This is a genomic window from Streptomyces sp. RLA012 (genome assembly GCF_056270325.1).
This window is the reverse complement of the sequence record NZ_JBWDPA010000002.1, coordinates 2,184,441-2,202,130: the sequence shown is the minus strand read 5'-3', so window position 1 is coordinate 2,202,130 and position 17,690 is coordinate 2,184,441. Positions and strand designations below refer to the sequence as shown.

General features: G+C 70.0%; 14 protein-coding genes and 5 pseudogenes. 12 read left to right on the top strand and 7 right to left on the bottom strand.

What is annotated here, in order from left to right; all coding sequences use genetic code 11:
* Positions 1-8 precede the first annotated feature (8 nt).
* The 6 genes and pseudogenes from RV986_RS10305 (at position 9) to RV986_RS10280 (ending at position 6,220) form a co-directional block, all read left to right on the top strand.
* Positions 9-911, top strand: a complete 903-nt coding sequence (locus RV986_RS10305; protein WP_329375634.1) for a phosphatase PAP2 family protein — start codon at positions 9-11, stop codon at positions 909-911.
* Between the two features lie 288 nt (positions 912-1,199).
* Positions 1,200-1,547, top strand: coding sequence for a sigma-70 family RNA polymerase sigma factor (locus tag RV986_RS10300; RefSeq protein ID WP_329375633.1), 348 nt, complete (start codon positions 1,200-1,202; stop codon positions 1,545-1,547).
* Positions 1,548-1,763: 216 nt separating this feature from the next.
* Positions 1,764-2,603: an SDR family NAD(P)-dependent oxidoreductase gene (locus RV986_RS10295; protein ID WP_329375632.1), complete on the top strand. Its 840-nt coding sequence runs from the start codon at positions 1,764-1,766 to the stop codon at positions 2,601-2,603.
* 401 nt (positions 2,604-3,004) lie between these two features.
* Complete coding sequence (locus RV986_RS10290) at positions 3,005-3,358, top strand: glycosyltransferase (RefSeq protein ID WP_475917099.1); 354 nt, start codon at positions 3,005-3,007, stop codon at positions 3,356-3,358.
* A gap of 55 nt (positions 3,359-3,413) precedes the next feature.
* Positions 3,414-4,291: pseudogene (locus RV986_RS10285) on the top strand (transposase); the annotation flags it as partial.
* Between the two features lie 1,380 nt (positions 4,292-5,671).
* Complete coding sequence (locus RV986_RS10280; protein WP_329375630.1) at positions 5,672-6,220, top strand: RNA polymerase sigma factor; 549 nt, start codon at positions 5,672-5,674, stop codon at positions 6,218-6,220.
* A gap of 112 nt (positions 6,221-6,332) precedes the next feature.
* On the opposite strand, the gene RV986_RS10275 is transcribed toward RV986_RS10280, so the two are convergent.
* On the bottom strand, positions 6,333-6,623 hold the full coding sequence (locus tag RV986_RS10275; protein WP_329375629.1) for a hypothetical protein: 291 nt from the start codon (positions 6,621-6,623) through the stop codon (positions 6,333-6,335).
* Positions 6,624-6,662: 39 nt separating this feature from the next.
* On the opposite strand from RV986_RS10275, the gene RV986_RS10270 reads away from it, so the two are divergent.
* On the top strand, positions 6,663-7,385 hold the full coding sequence (locus tag RV986_RS10270) for an alpha/beta hydrolase (RefSeq protein ID WP_382339853.1): 723 nt from the start codon (positions 6,663-6,665) through the stop codon (positions 7,383-7,385).
* A gap of 45 nt (positions 7,386-7,430) precedes the next feature.
* Here RV986_RS10270 and RV986_RS10265 read toward each other — a convergent pair.
* Positions 7,431-7,910: pseudogene (locus RV986_RS10265) on the bottom strand (ATP-binding protein); the annotation flags it as partial.
* 9 nt (positions 7,911-7,919) lie between these two features.
* Positions 7,920-8,282 (bottom strand): annotated as a pseudogene (locus RV986_RS10260) (helix-turn-helix domain-containing protein); the annotation flags it as partial.
* A 308-nt stretch (positions 8,283-8,590) separates the two neighbouring features.
* Here RV986_RS10260 and RV986_RS10255 point away from each other — a divergent pair.
* Positions 8,591-9,034, top strand: a complete 444-nt coding sequence (locus RV986_RS10255) for a Rossmann-fold NAD(P)-binding domain-containing protein (RefSeq protein WP_475917098.1) — start codon at positions 8,591-8,593, stop codon at positions 9,032-9,034.
* Between the two features lie 569 nt (positions 9,035-9,603).
* Here RV986_RS10255 and RV986_RS10250 read toward each other — a convergent pair.
* From RV986_RS10250 to RV986_RS10240, 3 genes are read right to left on the bottom strand one after another with little or no spacing between them, the layout of a single operon-like run.
* On the bottom strand, positions 9,604-12,159 hold the full coding sequence (locus RV986_RS10250) for an FtsX-like permease family protein (RefSeq protein WP_475917097.1): 2,556 nt from the start codon (positions 12,157-12,159) through the stop codon (positions 9,604-9,606).
* Between the two features lie 3 nt (positions 12,160-12,162).
* Complete coding sequence (locus RV986_RS10245; protein WP_475917096.1) at positions 12,163-12,912, bottom strand: ABC transporter ATP-binding protein; 750 nt, start codon at positions 12,910-12,912, stop codon at positions 12,163-12,165.
* Positions 12,909-13,154 carry a hypothetical protein gene (locus RV986_RS10240; RefSeq protein ID WP_475917095.1) on the bottom strand — a complete coding sequence of 82 codons (246 nt, stop codon included), beginning with the start codon at positions 13,152-13,154 and terminating at the stop codon, positions 12,909-12,911. Before RV986_RS10240 ends, RV986_RS10245 begins: the two co-directional genes overlap by 4 nt.
* 188 nt (positions 13,155-13,342) lie before the next feature.
* Here RV986_RS10240 and RV986_RS10235 point away from each other — a divergent pair.
* Together RV986_RS10235 and RV986_RS10230 are read left to right on the top strand one after the other, a co-directional pair.
* Positions 13,343-14,635 (top strand): annotated as a pseudogene (locus tag RV986_RS10235) (sensor histidine kinase).
* A gap of 64 nt (positions 14,636-14,699) precedes the next feature.
* On the top strand, positions 14,700-15,359 hold the full coding sequence (locus RV986_RS10230; protein WP_475917094.1) for a response regulator transcription factor: 660 nt from the start codon (positions 14,700-14,702) through the stop codon (positions 15,357-15,359).
* Here RV986_RS10230 and RV986_RS10225 read toward each other — a convergent pair.
* Positions 15,329-15,968: pseudogene (locus RV986_RS10225) on the bottom strand (integrase core domain-containing protein). The gene RV986_RS10230 and the pseudogene RV986_RS10225 sit on opposite strands and share 31 nt — an antisense overlap.
* A gap of 170 nt (positions 15,969-16,138) precedes the next feature.
* On the opposite strand from RV986_RS10225, the gene RV986_RS10220 reads away from it, so the two are divergent.
* Together RV986_RS10220 and RV986_RS10215 are read left to right on the top strand one after the other, a co-directional pair.
* Complete coding sequence (locus RV986_RS10220; RefSeq protein WP_475917093.1) at positions 16,139-16,444, top strand: hypothetical protein; 306 nt, start codon at positions 16,139-16,141, stop codon at positions 16,442-16,444.
* Positions 16,445-16,614: 170 nt separating this feature from the next.
* A complete protein-coding gene (locus RV986_RS10215) occupies positions 16,615-17,490 on the top strand; it encodes a CPBP family intramembrane glutamic endopeptidase (protein ID WP_475917092.1) in 876 nt (291 codons plus the stop codon).
* Positions 17,491-17,690 lie beyond the last annotated feature (200 nt).

Here is a 17,690-nt window from a genome sequence, read left to right as displayed (position 1 = left end):
GCAGAGCGATGACTTCATACGATTCTGCGGCCCTGCCCGCGCACCGTCCCGGGGCCTCAAGGCAGGCCCCCGCTGACCCCGGCCCGTCACGTGCGATACGGCCGTGGACGCCGGTGCTGCTCTACACCTTGGGATTTCTCGCGCTCTACCTGCTCGCCATCTGCACCCCGTGGGGGCAACGAGCTGAGAACGCCCTGTTCGGCTTCGGTTCGGAGGGCAGCGAAGACGCATGGATCTACCCCCTGTCAGGATCGGCCTACGGCTCGACGCCCCTGCCGCCGCTGGAATTGAGCGCCAAACCCACCCTGATGGTGGGCCTGGCCGTCATCATGGTCCTCACCCTGGTGCGGCGGCGCTGGTGGCCGGGGTGCGCAGCACTCGGCGTCGTCATTCTCACGACCGGAAGCAAGGAAGTGCTCAAATCGACCCTTCCCCGCCCCGATCTGGTGGGCGCGCCCGAGAATCTCCTTGATCAGGGTTTCCCCAGCGGGCACACTGCCATCCCCGCCTCGCTGACTCTCGCCGCCGTCCTCGTGGTTTCCCCCCGCATCCGCCCCTACGTGGCCACAGCCGGGGTGCTGTGGCTCGCCTGCATCGCCGCCGCCAGCGCGACGATGGGGGGCCACCGGCCCAGCGAAGTGCTGGGGGCCACACTGCTGGCCTGTGCCTGTTACAGCCTCGCAACCTGGCTGCTGCCGCCGGCCGCCGCGCCAGACGCCACGCGGAGCCCGCGCGCGCTGCCCGTCATCACCCTGACGCTGGCATTGGCCATCGCTCTCGTTTCCGGCGCACGGAGCGACACCCTCACAAGGTCACTGGCCTCCGCAGCGACGGCCTTCATATGCGCGGCCCTGGTCTGGAACGCCGTAGTCGGGCTGCCCGCACGCCGCACGCGCCCCGAACCGGGCTGACCACGCGGTCGGCTCTCACCTTCGACGGCCGACTCTCAGCGACCCGTCAGTAAGCCAACCATCCCGGATAAACCGCTCGTTTGACAGATCTCGACTGAGCCCCCGGACTGGGCGCCGAACATCCCAAGGAGTAGGAGCACACCATGAACTTACGCTCATCGGGCTCGAACACGGCCCCGCGCTCTACCCGTATGTGCTGCGCATGCTGGGCGTACCGCACGGAGACATCATCCAGAAGACCTGCTGCGGGCCTGGAACAAGCAGAACCTGGTCGACGACGACGAGAGGATGGCGGTGCGCCCGTGGATGTTCCTGGTCGCCCGCAACTACGTCATCGACGGGCATCGTACGAGGATGGCGCGGACGTTGGAGATTGGCGGCGCGACCTGGCTGACCGAGCAGGGTGCCGAAGTGGACGACATTGACCGGCTGTTGTCGACCATGGTGGTGCGGGACGTCCTGGAGATGCTGACCCCCGCACACCGTGAGGTGATCGGGGCGACGTTCTTCGAGGACCGAACAACCCAGCAGGCGGCCGACGCCCTGGGCGTCTCGCAGAGAACGGTCAAGTCCCGCATGTACAACGCCCTGCTGTCTGAGGACCGCCCTGGAGGAACGAGGAGTGCAGTGAGGTGAGGCTCGGCTGCGGGCCTTCGAACGTGGTGCGAATGACGATGGGCTCGGATATCCGGGCCGGATACCGAGAGGGGTGCCGACGCTTGGTGGCATCCCGCGAGACAGCCACGCTGACGATCCTCCCGCATGTCAGGAGCGCGTCAGCAAGGCGGCCGGGCATGGTGGGGATCAGAACCATGCCGGGGGCAATTATCAAGATTCAGCGAAGGGCCGGTTGTGGATTCTCAGAAGATCATCGTCGTCACCGGAGCGAGTGACGGCATTGGCGCGGCAGCCGCACGCCAACTGCACAGGAACGGTCACCGAGTCGTCGTCGTGGGCCGTTCCACTGAAAAGACGCAGGCGGTGGCGGCCGAACTCGGCACCGACCACTTCGTCGCTGACTTCGCCCGCCTCGACGAGGTCCGTCGGCTTGCCGCGGACCTCGACGCCGAGTACCCACGGATTGACGTGCTCGCCAACAACGCGGGTGGTCCCTTCGGGGACCCGACAAAGACCGTCGACGGATTCGAGAAGACTTTCCAGATCAACCACCTCGCACCGTTTCTGCTCACGACGCTGCTGATCGAGAAGTTGGTCGAGTCCCGGGCTTCCGTGATCCAAACCACGACCCTGCACGGTGGCAACGTCCGGAAGTTGGATCTCGATGACCTCAATTACGACCGCGCCGGTCTGCAGCCGATACGCGCGTACAATGCCGCGAAGCTCGAGAACGTGCTCTTCACCAAGGAGCTGCACCGCCGCTACTACGACCAGGGGCTGTCGGCCGCAGTGTTCTATCCCGGCATTATCGCGGGGACGAACTTCGGCTCCGAGACGACCAGCGCACTGTTCAAGTTCCTGACCAAGAACCGCCTCGCCAAAGCCTTGCTCGGCGGCACGCCCGAGGAAGGTGCCGATCAACTCGTCTGGCTCGCCGAGGGAAGCCCCGGCAATGACTGGGAATCTGGAGAGTTCTACGTCAAACGCAAGGCCGGTGCGCGCCTGAACAAGCTTGCTGGCGACGCCGAGCTCGCGCGTGGCCTATGGGATCGATCCGCACAGCTCATCGGCTGAACCGGGGACCACCACAAGGGCGCCGGACAAGGAGATACCGGTGGGGCGGATCGGGCAGGAGTTCAGTTCGGCCGGGGGCGGCGAGGCGGGGCAGGAAGTGAGGCGACGGTGCATACCAGCGCATTCTCACCGCCGCAGGCGGGATTGCCCCTGGGTCGCAAGGTCGAAGCGGCGCGGCTGGTGACACGGTCGCCTGCGCGTTCCGGACCGGCACGCGGTGGGTGCGCCTGTCGGAGAAATACGGCAAGTGGCGGGTGTGCGCGACAGCCTGCGCGTTCCTCGCCGGCGTGGACGGCTACCCACGCACAGAGCCTGGCGTACCCCCGTGAGTGAGCAGAACGGCGGGCAGGATCTCGTCGAGCCACGCCACGGACTCGTCCAGGGGGGGTGACCCCGGCCGGGTGCGTGCCGTTCAGTTCGCTCCCATCGGGCAGCTGCTGGACCGGGTCCAGGCGGTGGTCGCCGCCGGCGGTTCGGGGACCGCGCTCGCCACGCTCTCCCGCGGCCTGCCCATGGCGTTCGTGCCGCGCATCGCGAACCAGCCGATCGTGGCTGCCGCGGTCACGGACTTCGGAGCCGGTTTCGTCTCCGGTGAGGATTCCGTCGCCGTGACCTCGGTCGTACGGAGGTTGCTGCACGAGCAGGGCCCGCGAGCACGAGCTCAGGCGGCCTCCGAACGGCTGGGTCAGCGCCCCTCGCCCGACGAGGTGTGGTCGGCACTGCGGCATCGCGTCCACGCTTCCACTGTGCGCTAGGTGTATTGGGCGGATTCAAGTGGTCGTCGCAACACCTCGATCATGGAGGTGTCCGATGGGGCGGCCGGCAGGGTGGACGACGGCGGTGACGGGACGTCCGGCGATGCGGTCGCCGGGCAGACCGCCGGTCCGCCGGGACGTGGAGCGTGCCTTCTGGAAGAAGATCGCCGAGGGTTGACCAGTGAGGACGCGGCGATCGCCTGCGGCGTGTCGGGGCCAGTGGGAAGTCGGTGGTTCCGGGAACGTGGCGGCATGCCGTCAATCCAGCTCGGCCCGGTGTCGGACAGATATCTCTCCTTCGAAGAACGCGAAGAGATCTCTCTGCTGAAGGCCCAGGACACAGGGGTGCGGGAGATCGCCCGCAGGCTGCGCAGGCAGCCTTCGACGATCTCGCGGGAACTGCGGCGCAACGCCGCCACGCGCAACGGACAGCTCGCCTACCGTGCCTCGACCGCGCATTGGAAGGCCGAACTGGCCGCGCGACGGCCGAAGCCGTCCAAACTGGCCGTCAACGAGAGGCTGCACGAGTACGTCCAGGAACGCCTGGCCGGAGAGCTCCGCCGCCCGGACGGCACCACGGTGCCGGGACCCGCGGCGCCGCGGTGGAAGGGACGCAACAAGCCGAGGCGTCAGGACCGTCGTTGGGCCACGTCATGGAGCCCGCAGCAGATCTCCCACCGGCTGAGGGCCGACTTCCCCGATGATGAGTCCATGCGCATCTCGCACGAGGCGATCTACCAGGCCCTCTACATCCAGGGCCGCGGAGCGCTGAAACGCGAGCTCGTCGCCTGCCTGCGCACCGGCCGGGCACTGCGGGTTCCCCGGGCCCGCACCGCCGGCCGGGGCAAGAAGTTCGTCACCGAGCAGGTACTGATCAGCCAGAGGCCGGCCGAGGCGGAAGACCGGGCGGTCCCCGGCCACTGGGAGGGCGACCGTGCGACACGGAGTTGCACGAATTTGAGTGGACTGACCGATGGGAGAGGCGGCTGATGGTGGGGCCGTAGGTACAGTCACGGGTCCGTGTCCGTATGACCCGTCCCCGCCCTTGACGTGCGACGCCGGTAACGGCGTGGTGCGAAGCTCAGGGGAAAGCCCAAGGACTCCCGTTCCATCCGGAAGTCACCGGCAAGGGGAAGACCGGACGGGTGAAGTCACATGAACTCCCGATGATGCCTCGTGATCCCAAGCCCCGCCGATGGGAAGTTCCAGCGGGGTGCATGGCTGGCCGCTGAGAAGCGGCAGGCGCTGGCCGGCAGAGGTCACTCCGGCCAGGTGGACACCGCCGCCTCGGGGTAAAGGGAGCACCCACCCCGGTCGTATCTCATTCGTGTGGAACGTGGAAACCCCGTTGAGGTCCGGGCCGTCGTGGCCCGGTCGGCCGACTGCGAGGAAGGCTCAACTCCCCAGCGGGAACAGGATGGCCCAAGAAGCCAATGCCGGAAGCCGAAAGGAAACGGGAACCCGGGCACGATGACCGGCCTCTCCGCCGGTAGCCCCGCATAACCGTCCGGATACGGGTGTGCTGCCCGGACTCGAAAGGGTGCTGACGTGGGCCAGGTGAGCCTGTGCGGACTCACTGGACAAGGATGACGGAACCGAGGGGCAAGTTGGACACCATGACGGATGTCAACGGTCATTGAGATGCCCAGGTAGGTGGCCGTTGGAGGCCCAGGCTGGTGGCCATCAGAAACCCAGGCGTGTGGTCAGTGGTGTTCCCGGGGTGGGGTGTCGGCGTACACGTGAACGTGGCCCTGGCACGGATTCCGTGAAGTGGATCAGCTTCCCTGAGGATTCGTCACGGTCAGTGGTCGGCGACTCGCGGCGGTCAGCAGAGCCGTTGCGCGATGGCGTCCGGGACACGGCGGGCGGACAAGGTCGTACAGGGTGCTGTAGCTGCAGCTCATGGATGGTGCGAGCATCATGACCTGAGCGCTGACTGGCATCGTTGCTTTCCGGTGACCCAAGGCCGAGCGCCAGGCGCCGTGCCCGGCCGGACCAGTGGCGGCAGGCGGCCGGAACGCAATACAAGGAGTTGATGCGCGATCACCCTCGGCTTGCCGTCGCCTTCCTCGCGAATTCTGCTCTCCGGCCTGCCACGGAACCTCCGGCATTGTTCCTACGTAAAATTCCAGGCTGCAGCCGAATCCTTTTCCTGGCTGGTGGCTCTTATGGTCGAACGGCCGTGAGGCCGGCGTACTGGAGGAGGTTCGGTGACTGTAGTCGTTGTCAGCGTGGTGGCCGTTGCGGTGCTGGTGTGCAGTCGCATGGTGTTCCTGCGGCTGCGCAGGGGGGCGAGTCGGCGTGGCTAGCTCCATGGCACGGTCCTGGCCGGATGACCGGCTCATCGTGGCAGCGCAGGCCGGCGACGAGGCATCGATCGCCTTGCTGGTGTCGGGTGCATATCCGCATGTCCGGCGTTTCGCGTTCTCGCTGTGTGCGAGCAGTCAGGATGCTGAGGACGCGGCGCAGGACGCGATGATCGTCCTGTTCCGCAAGGTCGGAACGCTTCGAGCGACCGCCGCGCTCGCTTCGTGGATGTTCCGCATCGTGCGTAACGAGTGTCTGCGTCGTGCACGCGCTCTCGCGCGCGGTGGCGAGCCGCTCACCGAAGTGGCTGTTCCCTCGGCCGAGGACGACGTGCTGGGCAAGCTGGAGATCGAACGTGTGGCCGCTGCCGTCGCGTCGTTGCCCGATGACCAGCGTCGCGTGCTGATCATGCGAGACGTCCGGGGCCTGCCGGGCAAGACCGTTGCCCAGTCCCTCGGGCTGAGCACATCGGCGATGAAGTCACGGCTGCACCGCGCCCGCGCCGCCGTGCGCGAGCACCTGAACACCTTCCCCGACGAGAACGCCTCACGATGAACAGCATCCCCAACTCCGCATTGAGCCACGCCGAGCCCAAGATGGACGACGACGCGTTCGCAGCAGGCGCCACGGCTGCGGCGCCGTCGTTCGCCAGCAAGTCCCTGCCCGTTCATCTGGCGCGTGGAACCGTCGGCTTCGGGTCCATCGCTGCCTCGATCACACTGGCCCCGGTCATCGGCTGGGTCAGCTTGCTGCTCCTGCCCGTGGGCTTGGTCGCGTTGCGCGGCTGCCCGGCCTGCTGGGCGATCGGGCTGGTGCAGACGATGTCCCAGGGACGTCTGAGGCGGGAGTGCGCGGACGGGCGCTGCCAGCTGACCTCGACGCCACCTCCGTCGTAGGCGGCGCCCGCCGCTGTCCCGTGCCGCCGGCACTCGCGCGACTGGTGCCGTCCGCGTGCCACCCCCTGTTCCTCAGTCGATCGAGCACCGAGAGGCCCCTCATGACCCTTTCCTCACCCTCGTCCGCATCCCGAGGGGTGCTGCTGGTGCACGGCGCGTGGCACACCGGTAATGCCTGGGCCGGTGTCGCGGCCGGGCTGCGGGCACGTGGTGTCGCCGTGGCCGTCGCCGAACTGCACCGTGGATCGCTGGCAGCTGACATAGCCGCGGCCGAGACCGCACTGGACCAGATTCCCGAGGTCGGCCACGCCATCGCGTGCGGTCATTCCTACGGCGGTGCCGTCATCACCGGCCTTCCGCCGCGCAGGATCGACCACCTCGTGTACCTCGCCGCGATGATGCCCGACCGTGGCGAGACCGTCCTCGGCCTTCTTGCCAGTGCACCGTCCACCGATCTGAGGGCCAGCATGATCGGTGACCTCGCCGAAACCACCACCCTCGACCCGAAGACCGCGGGAGATCTACTCCATGCCCAACTGAGCGAAGAAGAACGCGCCCGCCACACCGCCGAACTCGTCCCCCAGGCGATGACCCCCGGCCACCAGCCGACAATCAGCGCCGCCTGGCACCAACTGCCCAGCACCTACGTTCTGTGCACCGAGGACCGCGTCATTCACCCAGAGCTGACACACCGATTCACCACACGCGCAACCCGCACACTCACCTGGCACAGCGACCACGGTGTCTTCGCGTCACACGAAGAAGAAACCGTCGAGCTACTCCACCAACTGGCCACCAGAAGCTGCCTCACCCCGGCCGATTAGCACGGCTTGTCGGCGTACACTTCAGCTCCTACGCCGACATGGGGGTCAGTTCAAGGGGACCACTCCCTTCCCGGCGAGGGCCTCGGCGAGGCGATGCGAGTCGCCGGAGGTGGTCACGAGGTGAGCGTGATGCATGAGACGGTCGGTGCTCGCGCCCGCGAGGGTCTTCGGCATGATCGTGTCGAAGCCCGAGGGATGAATGTTGCTGGTCACCGCGATGGACCGGCGCTCGTAGGCGGCATCGATGATGCGGTAGAACGCCTCGGCGGCGTCCTCGCCGACGGGCAGCAGGCCGATGTCGTCGATGACGATGAGGTCCGCGCGGCAGATCCGGGCGACGGTCCGTGCGGTGGACCCGTCGACCTTCGATTTGCCGATCGCGGCGCTCAGCGTCTCCAGGGTGAACCAGGACACCCGCAGGTCCTTCTCGATCGCGGCCTGGGCGAGTCCCTCAGTGAAATGACTTTTCCCTGTGCCGCTCGGGCCGGCGATCACCAGGTTCTCGGCGCGGCCGATCCATTCCAGGGTGGTCAGGACGAACGCACGCCGGCCGCCGCGGCCAGCCGGTGGCCGGCGGACCTGGATCTCGGTGGCGTCCAAACGCAACTCGACGCCTTCGGCCTGGGCGTGGGCAAACACATCCGTCAGAGTTCGAAGCCGCAGGCCGGGACGGTCCGCAACCGCGCACCCCCGCTCCGCCAGGAGCGTGCGCACCTCTCCGATCGCCCGGGTGACCGTGGAACGGTCGACACCGAACAGCAGCCCCAGCACAGAGTGCGGCAGGTCGTGCCGCAGGTGGATCAGTGTGGCCACCAACCGGTCGACGAAAGCCAGCTGATGGCGGGCACCGGCATCTTCAGCCCGCTTACGGGCCCCGCCTCGCGCAGCATGGCGCCGCCGACCGCCTCGCGGTCAGCGGCGCGCCGAAAGGATGACGCTCCCATAAACCTCGCGGGCAAGACCATCGTGCTGACGGGGGCGAGCTCGGGTCTGGGCGCCGAGGCCGCCCGCCTCCTCAGCGCCCAAGGCGCCGCACTGCACCTCGTGGGCCGCGACGAGAAACATCAAGGGCCATCGGCGAGGAACTGCACGCACCCACCTACACGGCCGACTTCACCAGCCTGTCCGAGACCCGCCGTCTGGCCGCGCAGCTGGCCCACGCCGCGGCGAACATCGACGTACTGGCCCTCAACGCCGGAGGCGTCATGCCCCCGAGCCTCACCGACGACGGGATCGACGCCACCTTCCAGGCCAACGCCCTGGCGCCGTGGCTGCTAATGACACAGCTGGCCGGGAAGCTCGGCACCGGCCGAGTCTTGCTGACCAACTCCCGGGCCCACAACAACGCCGTCCTCTCCCTGCACAACATCGCCGCCGGAGTGCTGCTACGCGAGTTTCACCGCCACAATCCGGGGGTGGACGCCGGCGACTTCCACCCCGGCCTCATCGCCTCAGACTTCGGCCGGTACATGGGCCGCACCGGCAGCCTCCTGAAGACCGCCACCCGCCAGCAGGCCCTTGACGGCACCTACTTCGTCCACGCCCGCCCCGCCAAGGGTTCTGCCCAGCTCCACAGCGAGGAACTCGGCACGGCTCTGTCGGAAGCCGCCGACCGCGCGACCGCATCCGCCTCGAACTCGGCGGGGTAGTGCTTCATGATCACGGCACGTCCATGCCCGCAACCGGTGGGCACGGGTGTTCTGTGCGCGGGCCGTCGAACGCCTGGGTGATGTCGGGGCGGCCGGCTGGCGGCGCTGGTGGTCGTGGAGGGCACCGAGGACGGCGCCGTACTGCTGGCGCTGCTCAAGGGGCCTCCAAGATTTCGTAGCGTCGGCAGATCGCCGGGCCTTCCTTGAACAGGTCGACGGGCTGACCCAGTGTTTCGCTCGGCGCACGGCCTCGCTGCACCGGACCCTGGAGGTGTGCGGTAGCCGGTGTCGCACCATGCCTTGGTCACTCGAGGGGTTGCGGCGGAGATCTCGGAGAGCCGGTGGATGCCGCAGAAGTACTGGCCGAAGTCGCCGCGGGTGTTCAGCGACAGCTCGCCACCGTAGACGTCCTGGTAGAACTCCAGCGCGTGCCGGGCGTCACCGGTGAAGCCGACGTACGGGTTGAGTCGCGAAGCCATGGAACCCTCCCTGAAAGGGGTGGGCATTCCGGGAGGGCAGACCGGAGATGTCCGCAGGATTCATCGGCGGTGGCGATGCCGGGTGGATCCTCATGTCGCCCGGATCGCGTCCGCCGGGGCCGTGCGCAGGGCCTGGCGGGTGGGGAGTTCGATGGTGAGGAAGGCGGTCGTCACGATCGTCGCCGCGACGGCGGGGAGCAGCCAGGCCGGGCCCGCCGGCCAGGGGCGGTCGAGGAAGCTTTGGCCGAGGAGGGCGAGAGGGAGGGCGGAGAGGAACAGGCCGGAGACGAGCGCCGCCGCGGCGATCACGGCCGCCTCGCGGCGCATCATCGCCCGGATCTGCCGCGGCGTCGTGCCGACCAGCCGCAGCGCGGCGATCTCTGTACGGCGCTGGGCCGTGGCCGCGACCAGCTTGTTGGCGATGCTGAGGAGGAGGTAGCCGAGGAGTACGACGATCGTCGCCAGGTTGATCCACACCTCCGGTGGAGTGTCCTGCTTGCCACCGAAGGCCGTTCCGGACGTGTTCTCCAGGACCAGGCCTGGGCGTGACGCCGTCAGATCGGCCAGCGCGCGCGCCGCCGCCGTGCCGTCCGTGCGGACGAGGAGACTCTGGGTGAGGCCCGAGGTGGTATGGCCCGCCGCGAGGTCCCCGGAGACGATCAGCGAGCCGAAGCCGAGGCCCCGGTCGTACACGGCCGCCACCCGCGCCTCGGTCCGCGTGCCGTCGCCGAGGACCAGCCGGATCCGCCGGCCGAGTCCGGCGTCCCGCGAACCCGCGACCTCGCTGCTCACGGCGACCGTGGCGCCGGTCAGGCCGGCCAGCCCGCCCTCCCGCACCCCGGGGTCGAGGACCCCGGCCGCGTCCGGCGTGGCGATCAGCGCCGGCACCGACTCCACATCGGGTTCGCCGAACATCTCGTACGGCCAGACGACAGTCGTCGAGCCGACGGGTGCGGCGGACCGCACTCCGGGCAGCTTGCGTACAGCGTCCCGCGTGCCGGCCGGCAGGCCACCGAGGGCCGGTGCGCTCAGCCGGTACTGGGCGAGTGTGCCGGTGCGGGTGTCCTGTGCGGTCGCCGCGAGGACGGTGGTCTGCGCGAGGGTGTAGGTCAGGACGAACACGACCGCCATTGCCAGCGGGCTGACCACTGAGGCGACCCGCAGCGCGTACGCCCGTACGTTGGCCAGGGCGAGCCAGGTGGGGGCGGGCGTCCCGGGCCGCAGCCGTCGTACGGCCCGCTCGCCGAGCGACCGGACGAGGGCCGGGCCGCACAGGGCCAGGCCGATCGCGGCGACGATCCCGGCGATGGAGGTGGCCGACGCGCCGATCACCGTACGGGTCAGCAGCGGGGTGACGGACAGAGCGCACGTGGCGGCGATCAGCAGAACTCCGGTGAGAGTACGGCCCTTCGACGGCTTGCGCGGTTCGCTGCGGGATTCGGCGACGGCCTCCGTCGCGGGCATCCGGGAGGTGCGCCAGGCCGCGCCCCGGGCGGAGATCTGCACTGTCAGCGCGAGCAGGAGGAGGGTGGCGACGGTGGGCAAGGGGCCGACGGTCAGGGGGAGTTCGGGGGGCAGGACACCGCGGTCGGCGAGCATGTCGTGGAAGCGGCCCGCGAGAAGGTAGCCGAGGGCCACTCCGGGGGCCAGGGCCACGGCGGCCACGACGGAGGACTGCGAGGCGGCCAGACGGCGGATCTGCCGCGGGGTCGCCCCGACCGCCCGCATCAGCGCCAGGTCGCGGCGCTGCCCGGCGATCGACACACCCAGCGCGCCCGCCGTGACGAACCCGGTGATCAGCAGCACGATCCCGCCGAGCGAACCGGCCAGCAGGACCAGCAGCGAGCGGGCCGTGCCGACGCCCGGCGCCACGGTCTCGCCGATGTCCGCGCCGGTGCGGACGGTCAGCCCGGTGCCGGCCACCCGGCCGCGCACCGCGTCGGCGACCCGCTCGTCGCTTCCGGGCGCGGTGCGCAGGCCGACCAGGTCGTATCGGCGCGCGCCGTCGCGACCCGCGAGCCGTACGGCCGTGGCATCGGCGAAATAGACGCCCGCTCCCGGTGCGTCGACCACCGCGGCGACGCGATACCGCACGGCGGGGCGGCCGCCCGCCACGACCTGGACCCGGTCCCCGGTGCGCAGCCCGGCTGCCGCCGGAACGGCGATCTCGTCCACCCCGGCCGGCGCGCGGCCGGTGACGCGCGGGCGGGCCAGCAGCTTGGTGGAGGACCAGCCGTGTCCGGTCGCCGCGGGGTCGTCGGCGGTCGGTACGACCCCTCCCCGGGCGTCGACCAGCGCGGCCGGGAAGCCGAGGTCGCCGACCACGGCCGTCACTCCGGGCAGGCCCGAGAGCCGGTCGACCAGCGATGACGGGACCCGGGCGCGCTCGGGGAGGGCGAGCGGCAGGTCGCCGTCCGGGTGGTACTCCTGGTCGGCCGCGACGACAATGTCCGCGCCGCCGAGCCGTCCCGGCGGCAGCTGCGAGCGCAGCCCGGACTCGGCCAGCACACCGGTGCCGGTGATCAGGGCGGCCCCGCCGAGTACCGCGCACACCACGGCGAGCAGCGCGGTGATCCGGTGCGCTGCCATACGCAGGGCGATCGGGAAGAGGGGAAGGCGGGAAGGGGTGCGGAAGTGCTCGGACATGGGTCAACGGTCTCCCAACGCGACGAGTCGCTCCGCCAGTTGGGGTGCGGTGGGGTGGTCGAGGGCCTCGACGACCCGGCCGTCGGCCATCACCAGCGCCTTGTGGGCGCGGGATGCGGCGGCCGGGTCGTGGGTCACCATCATCACCGTCTGGCCCAGTTCGTCGACCAGGGCGCGCAGCAGCTCCAGCACCTCGTGCGCGCTGCGCAGATCCAGCGCGCCGGTCGGCTCGTCGGCGAACACGACGGCCGGCCTGGCCGCCAAAGCCCGTACTACGGCGGCGCGTTGCTGCTGGCCGCCGGAGAGTTCGGCGGGGCGTCGGCCGAGCCGGCCGGCCAGGCCGACGCGCTCCACCAGCGCCGCGATCCACTCCCGGTCCGGGGCCCGGCCGGCGAGCCGCAGCGGCAGCGTGATGTTGTCCTCGACGGTGAGGGACGGGATAAGGTTGTAGGCCTGGAACACGAACCCGACGCGCTCGCGCCGCAGTTCGGTACGGCGGGTCTCGTTCAGGCCGGCGATCTCGTGTCCGTCGATGCGGACGCTGCCCGAGGTCGGCGAGTCCAGCCCGGCCGCGCAGTGCATCAGGGTGCTCTTGCCGGAGCCCGAGGGGCCCATCACGGCGAGGAAGGTGCCGGGCCGGACGGTCAGGGACACCTCATCGAGGGCCTTCACATCGCCCGGGTAGGTCTTGGTGAGGCGCTCCAGCGCGGTGGCGGGCGCGGTGGCGCGTACGGCGGTCGACGCGAGGTTCACCGGCTGCCGCCCTTCAGGCGGCGTACGACCAGGGCGATGGCCGCGAGTCCGGTGACCGCGCCGCAGGCGAGGTTCACGGCGACACCGACGGCGGAGTAGGAGGCGACCATGTTGGCGACTGCGCTGATCACCAGGACCAGCCAGAGGAGGACGCGGGTGACCTCGCCGCGGGTAACGGACGGGGTGGGGGCGTCGTGGTGCGAGTCGTGGACGCTGAGTCGGTGGGGGTCGATGGTCGCCATCGCGGGCTCCTTCGGCGGGGATTCGGCTGATGTCTCGGCCGGCGTCCCGGCTGATGTCTGCGACGCTACGGACCGTGCCCCCCTCGGCCGATCCCGCCAACAGCCGGATCGGAAGTACAGCCTGCTGTACTTACGGCGAAGCGGTCCTGCCCCTAAGGTCGTTGGCGCACATCAGAAGCGGAGTGAGCATGACGACCACCGAGCCCACCGGCACCGCGGACACCACTGACGCCGACCCCAGCGTCGAGCGTCCGCGGGAGATCGTCGTCCGGGCCCTGCGGGCCTCCGGTGCCGCGCTCGGGCAGCTTGTCGGTGGGCTCGGGCACGGCGGCGATGGCGCTGGGCGTGCTGGTGCTGGCGGCCCTCGCCGCGGTGACCACGCCGGCCGGCGCGGGCCTGCTGCTGGCGCCGGTCGTCGTCCGTGCCCTGCACGCGCTGGCCGAACGGGAGCGGGGGCGGCTGGCTCGCTGGGGGCCCGAGATCGTCGCCCCGGACCCGCCGCCGACGTCGCTGCGGGCCGCCCTCGCCGACCCCACCACCCGGCGCGAGCTGCGCTGGGCGCTGCGTCACGCCAGCCTCGGGTTCCTGCTGGGGCTGCTCGGGGTGTGGCTGCCGCTGGCAGCGTTCCGGACACCCTCTTTCCGCTCGTGTGGCCGTTCACGCCGGCGAACACGAGCGGTACGTCCTTCGGGTTCGGGGTGGCGCACACCTGGCCGGAGGCGCTGTCGGTGAGCCTGGTCGGCGTCGGCTGGATCGCCGTCATCCTGGGCCTGACACCCGGCATGGCGCGCCTTCAGGCCCGTGCCGGGCGGACGTTGCTGGCGGCCGGGCCGGACACCGACCTGTCCCTACGGGTGGCCGAGCTGACCGCGACCCGGGCCGCCGCGCTCGACGCCCACGCCACCGAACTGCGGCGCATCGAGCGGTCGTTGCACGATGGGACGCAGAACCGTGTGGTTACGGTGACGGTGCTGCTTGGCGCCGCCCGGCGGATGGTCGCCCGCGATCCGGAGCGCGCCGACGAACTCCTCGAACGCGCCCAGAGCGCCGCCGAGCAGGCGCTGGCCGAACTGCGCGCGGTCTCCCGCTCGATCCTCCCGCCGGTGCTGTCCGACCGGGGGCTGGCGGGGGCGTTGTCCGGTCTCGCCGCCGAGTGCGCGGTGCCGTGCCGGACGGACGTGGAGGCCCCGGAGCGGTGTGCGGCGTCCGTGGAGGCCACGGCGTACTTCGTGGTCGCGGAGGCGCTGACGAACATCGCCAAGCACAGCGGGGCGCGCGGGGCGGCGGTCACCGTGCGGGCGCGGGGCGGGCGGCTCAACCTGCGGATCGAGGACGACGGGCGGGGCGGCGCCGACGAGGAGGGCGGCTCCGGGCTGACCGGCATTCGCCGGAGGGTGGCGGCCCATGACGGTACGCTCCGCGTGACCAGCCCGGCGGGCGGGCCGACGGTGCTCGACGTGGACCTGCCCTGCGGCACGTGACGTTCCGCAAGGCGCGGGCCGGACCGCCGAACTGCCCTTTCCTACAGATGAGTTGGTTGCCGGTATGCGAATAGTGATCGCCGAGGACGACCCGTTGCTGCGCGAGGGGCTTGCCCTGCTGCTGGGCGCCGAGGGCCTCGACGTGGTGGCGAAGACCGGGACGGCCGAGGAGGTCCTGGACGCCATCGAGGAGCACAAGCCGGACGTCGCGATCCTCGACGTACGGATGCCGCCCACGCACACCGACGAGGGCATCCGCGCAGCGGTGGAGGCCCGGCGCCGCCGCCCCGACCTCGCCGTGCTCGTCCTGTCCGCGTACGTCGAGCAGAGCTTCGCCACCGAGTTGCTCACGGGCGGAGTGGGCGGACTCGGCTATCTGCTCAAGGAACGGGTCGGCCGGGTCGAGGAGTTCCTCGACGCGCTGCACCGGGTGGCGTCCGGCGGTACCGCCATCGACCCAGAAGTGGTCGCCCAGCTGTTCACCCGCTCCCGCCAGGACACCCGGCTGGAACGGCTCAGCCCACGCGAACGGGACGTCCTCGCCCTGATGGCCGAGGGCCTCGGCAACAGCGCGATCGCGGAGCGGCTGGTGGTCACGGACGGCGCGGTCCACAAGCACATCCGCAGCATTTTCGCCAAGCTCGACCTCTCCCCGGCGGACCAGGTGGACCGCCGGGTGGCAGCGGTCCTGCACTACCTGGAGGACGCGAGGCGACGGGGGTAGTTGTACTGACCCGAGAGGTTGGGGGACGCGGCTGGCGGGTGGTACCCCTTTCAGGGCGATGTGTCTTCGGTGGTGGTTGTAGTTGTGCAGCCACGCGGGGAACGCGTCGCGGCGATCCTGTTCACTGAGGGAGGGCCTGGCGTAGGCCCAAGCGTCAAGGAGGGTGCGGTTGAAGCGTTAGACCGTCCCGTTGGTCTGTGGGCGATAGGGTCGGGTGCGTTTGTGGGTGATCCCCGCATCGGCCAGCCTGATGGCCCAAGTACGTGAGCGGCAGCAGGAGCCGTTGTCGGTCAGGACGCGCTGGACGGTGGAGGGATTGAAGCCGAGCAGGTAGGCAATCCGAGCTGGGCCCCAGCGGCGCATAACGCGGACGTCGATGATGCGCGCTCATCCCGGTCGGTGTATGACGCGGGCTGACGTGCGGGCGGCTTGAGCGATCCGCCATCCCGGCAGGGCCGCTCTCCCGGTACCGGTCCGCCACCGTTTCGCCGTGGTGGGCGCGACCTGGAAGCGTTCAGCTGCACGACGAAGTGGGCATTGATCGTCGACCACACACTTGGCAGGGCGCAGGCGGCCAGTCTCGGTCCGGGGTGCGTTGCGGCGGACCATGCGGTCTTTCTGGTTCTGAGGATGACGATGGTCGGGGCGCGGGTGACGTACCGCGTCCCCGGCTGTGATCCGGGCGCTGACGAACGGTGAGGTTCGGGAGTGTCCGATGTTCAGCGATCACGAACCAGCGAGTCGCCGTAGCTGCCGAAAGCCTGGCCCAGCGGCCCGAGATGACCCCGGATGACCCCGAACCGCAGATCGCCGCGACCGCCCTGCTCGCACTATGGCCCATCCAGTTCCGGGCGCTCCGCAAGCACCTGAACCGCGCCCAGACCTTCGAGGAACTGCACGACGCGGTCAGTGCAGATGTCCAACGCGCGGCCCAACTCATCGCCACCGGATTTAACTCACTTGCCCCGGGCAGCGCAGTTAGCGAAACACCCGCCCGTCCCTGGGCCGCGGTGAGCGACAACGCCCACTACCCGAGCTCGTCGGGCGACGGCCCCGTCACCAACCTCTGTGGTTGGAACAGGTAGTACGGGGGGCGGCAAGGGGTGGTACAGCCTGCCGTACCCGGGGTTGGGGTGTGCGCGGCAGTGATCGGGGAGCTCGGCGCTGGTGTGCTTGAGGCATCGCAAGGGCGGCGCTCGGAAGGCCGCTCAGCCGCCGCCGAGCCACCGCTCGGCCTCCCCGAAGGGACTCCCCGGTGACGATCACCAGCCTCCCCCAGCAGGACTCGGCACCACGCCACTCCGCCATCCGCCGCCGCCCGCTCACCTGGTTCTTCGCGCTGGCCCTGGGACTGAGCTGGCTGGCCTGGACGCCGTACATCCTCTCCGAGAACGGTGTCGGCCTGTGGCACTGGACCTTCCCCGGCGGCGCGCTCGGCAGTCAGCTGTTCGGCGTCCTGCCCGGCGCCTACCTCGGCCCGATCGGCTCGGCGCTGCTGGTCACCGCCGTCACGGAGGGACGCGCCGGACTGCGGGCGTGGCGGGGCCGGATGACCAGGCTGAGGGTGAGCTGGCGCTGGTTCCTAGTCGTGGCGCTCTCGGTGCCGGCCGCGCTGACGATCACCAGCGCCGCGTTGACCAACCAGAATCCGGTGATTCCGCCGGTCACCGTGCTCGCCGCGTACGTCCCCGGGCTGATCATGCAGATGATCACCACGGGTCTGGCCGAGGAGCCGGGCTGGCGCGAGTTCGCGATGCCGCACATGCAGCGCCGCTTCGGTCCGCTGGTCGCCACCATGGTCGTGGGTGTGCTGTGGGGCTCCTGGCACCTGCCGCTGTTCCTCACCGAGTGGGGCGGCGGCCCGGACGCCGGCCCCTCCCGCCCGCTCGCCTTCATGGGGACGACGCTCGCGTTCAGCTTCGTGATGACCTGGGTGTTCAACCGCTCCCGGGAGAGCATGCCGCTGGTCATGCTCCTGCACACTAGCGTGAACAACTTCTTCTCCGTCGCGTGGTCGGACCTGTTCCCGTCGGCGGAGATCGAGACCACGACCTACGCCTTCCTGATCGCGTCGGCGCTGGCGGCGGCGGTGATCCTGGTGGCGACGCGGGGGCGGCTGGGGCTGCGCTGACAAGACACGGTGCCGACCGAAGCCCCCTCACCACGGGAGGCTTTTTCATGACCTCACCCTCATCAGCATCCTCATCGACATGGCGGCTCGGCGATCTGACCGTCAACCGCGTCGGCCTCGGCGCACTCCGCCTCACCGTGACGCCCCATCGGCCTCGGAGCCCCGGGCGACCGAGCCCGCTCGCTCCAAGTCCTGTAAGT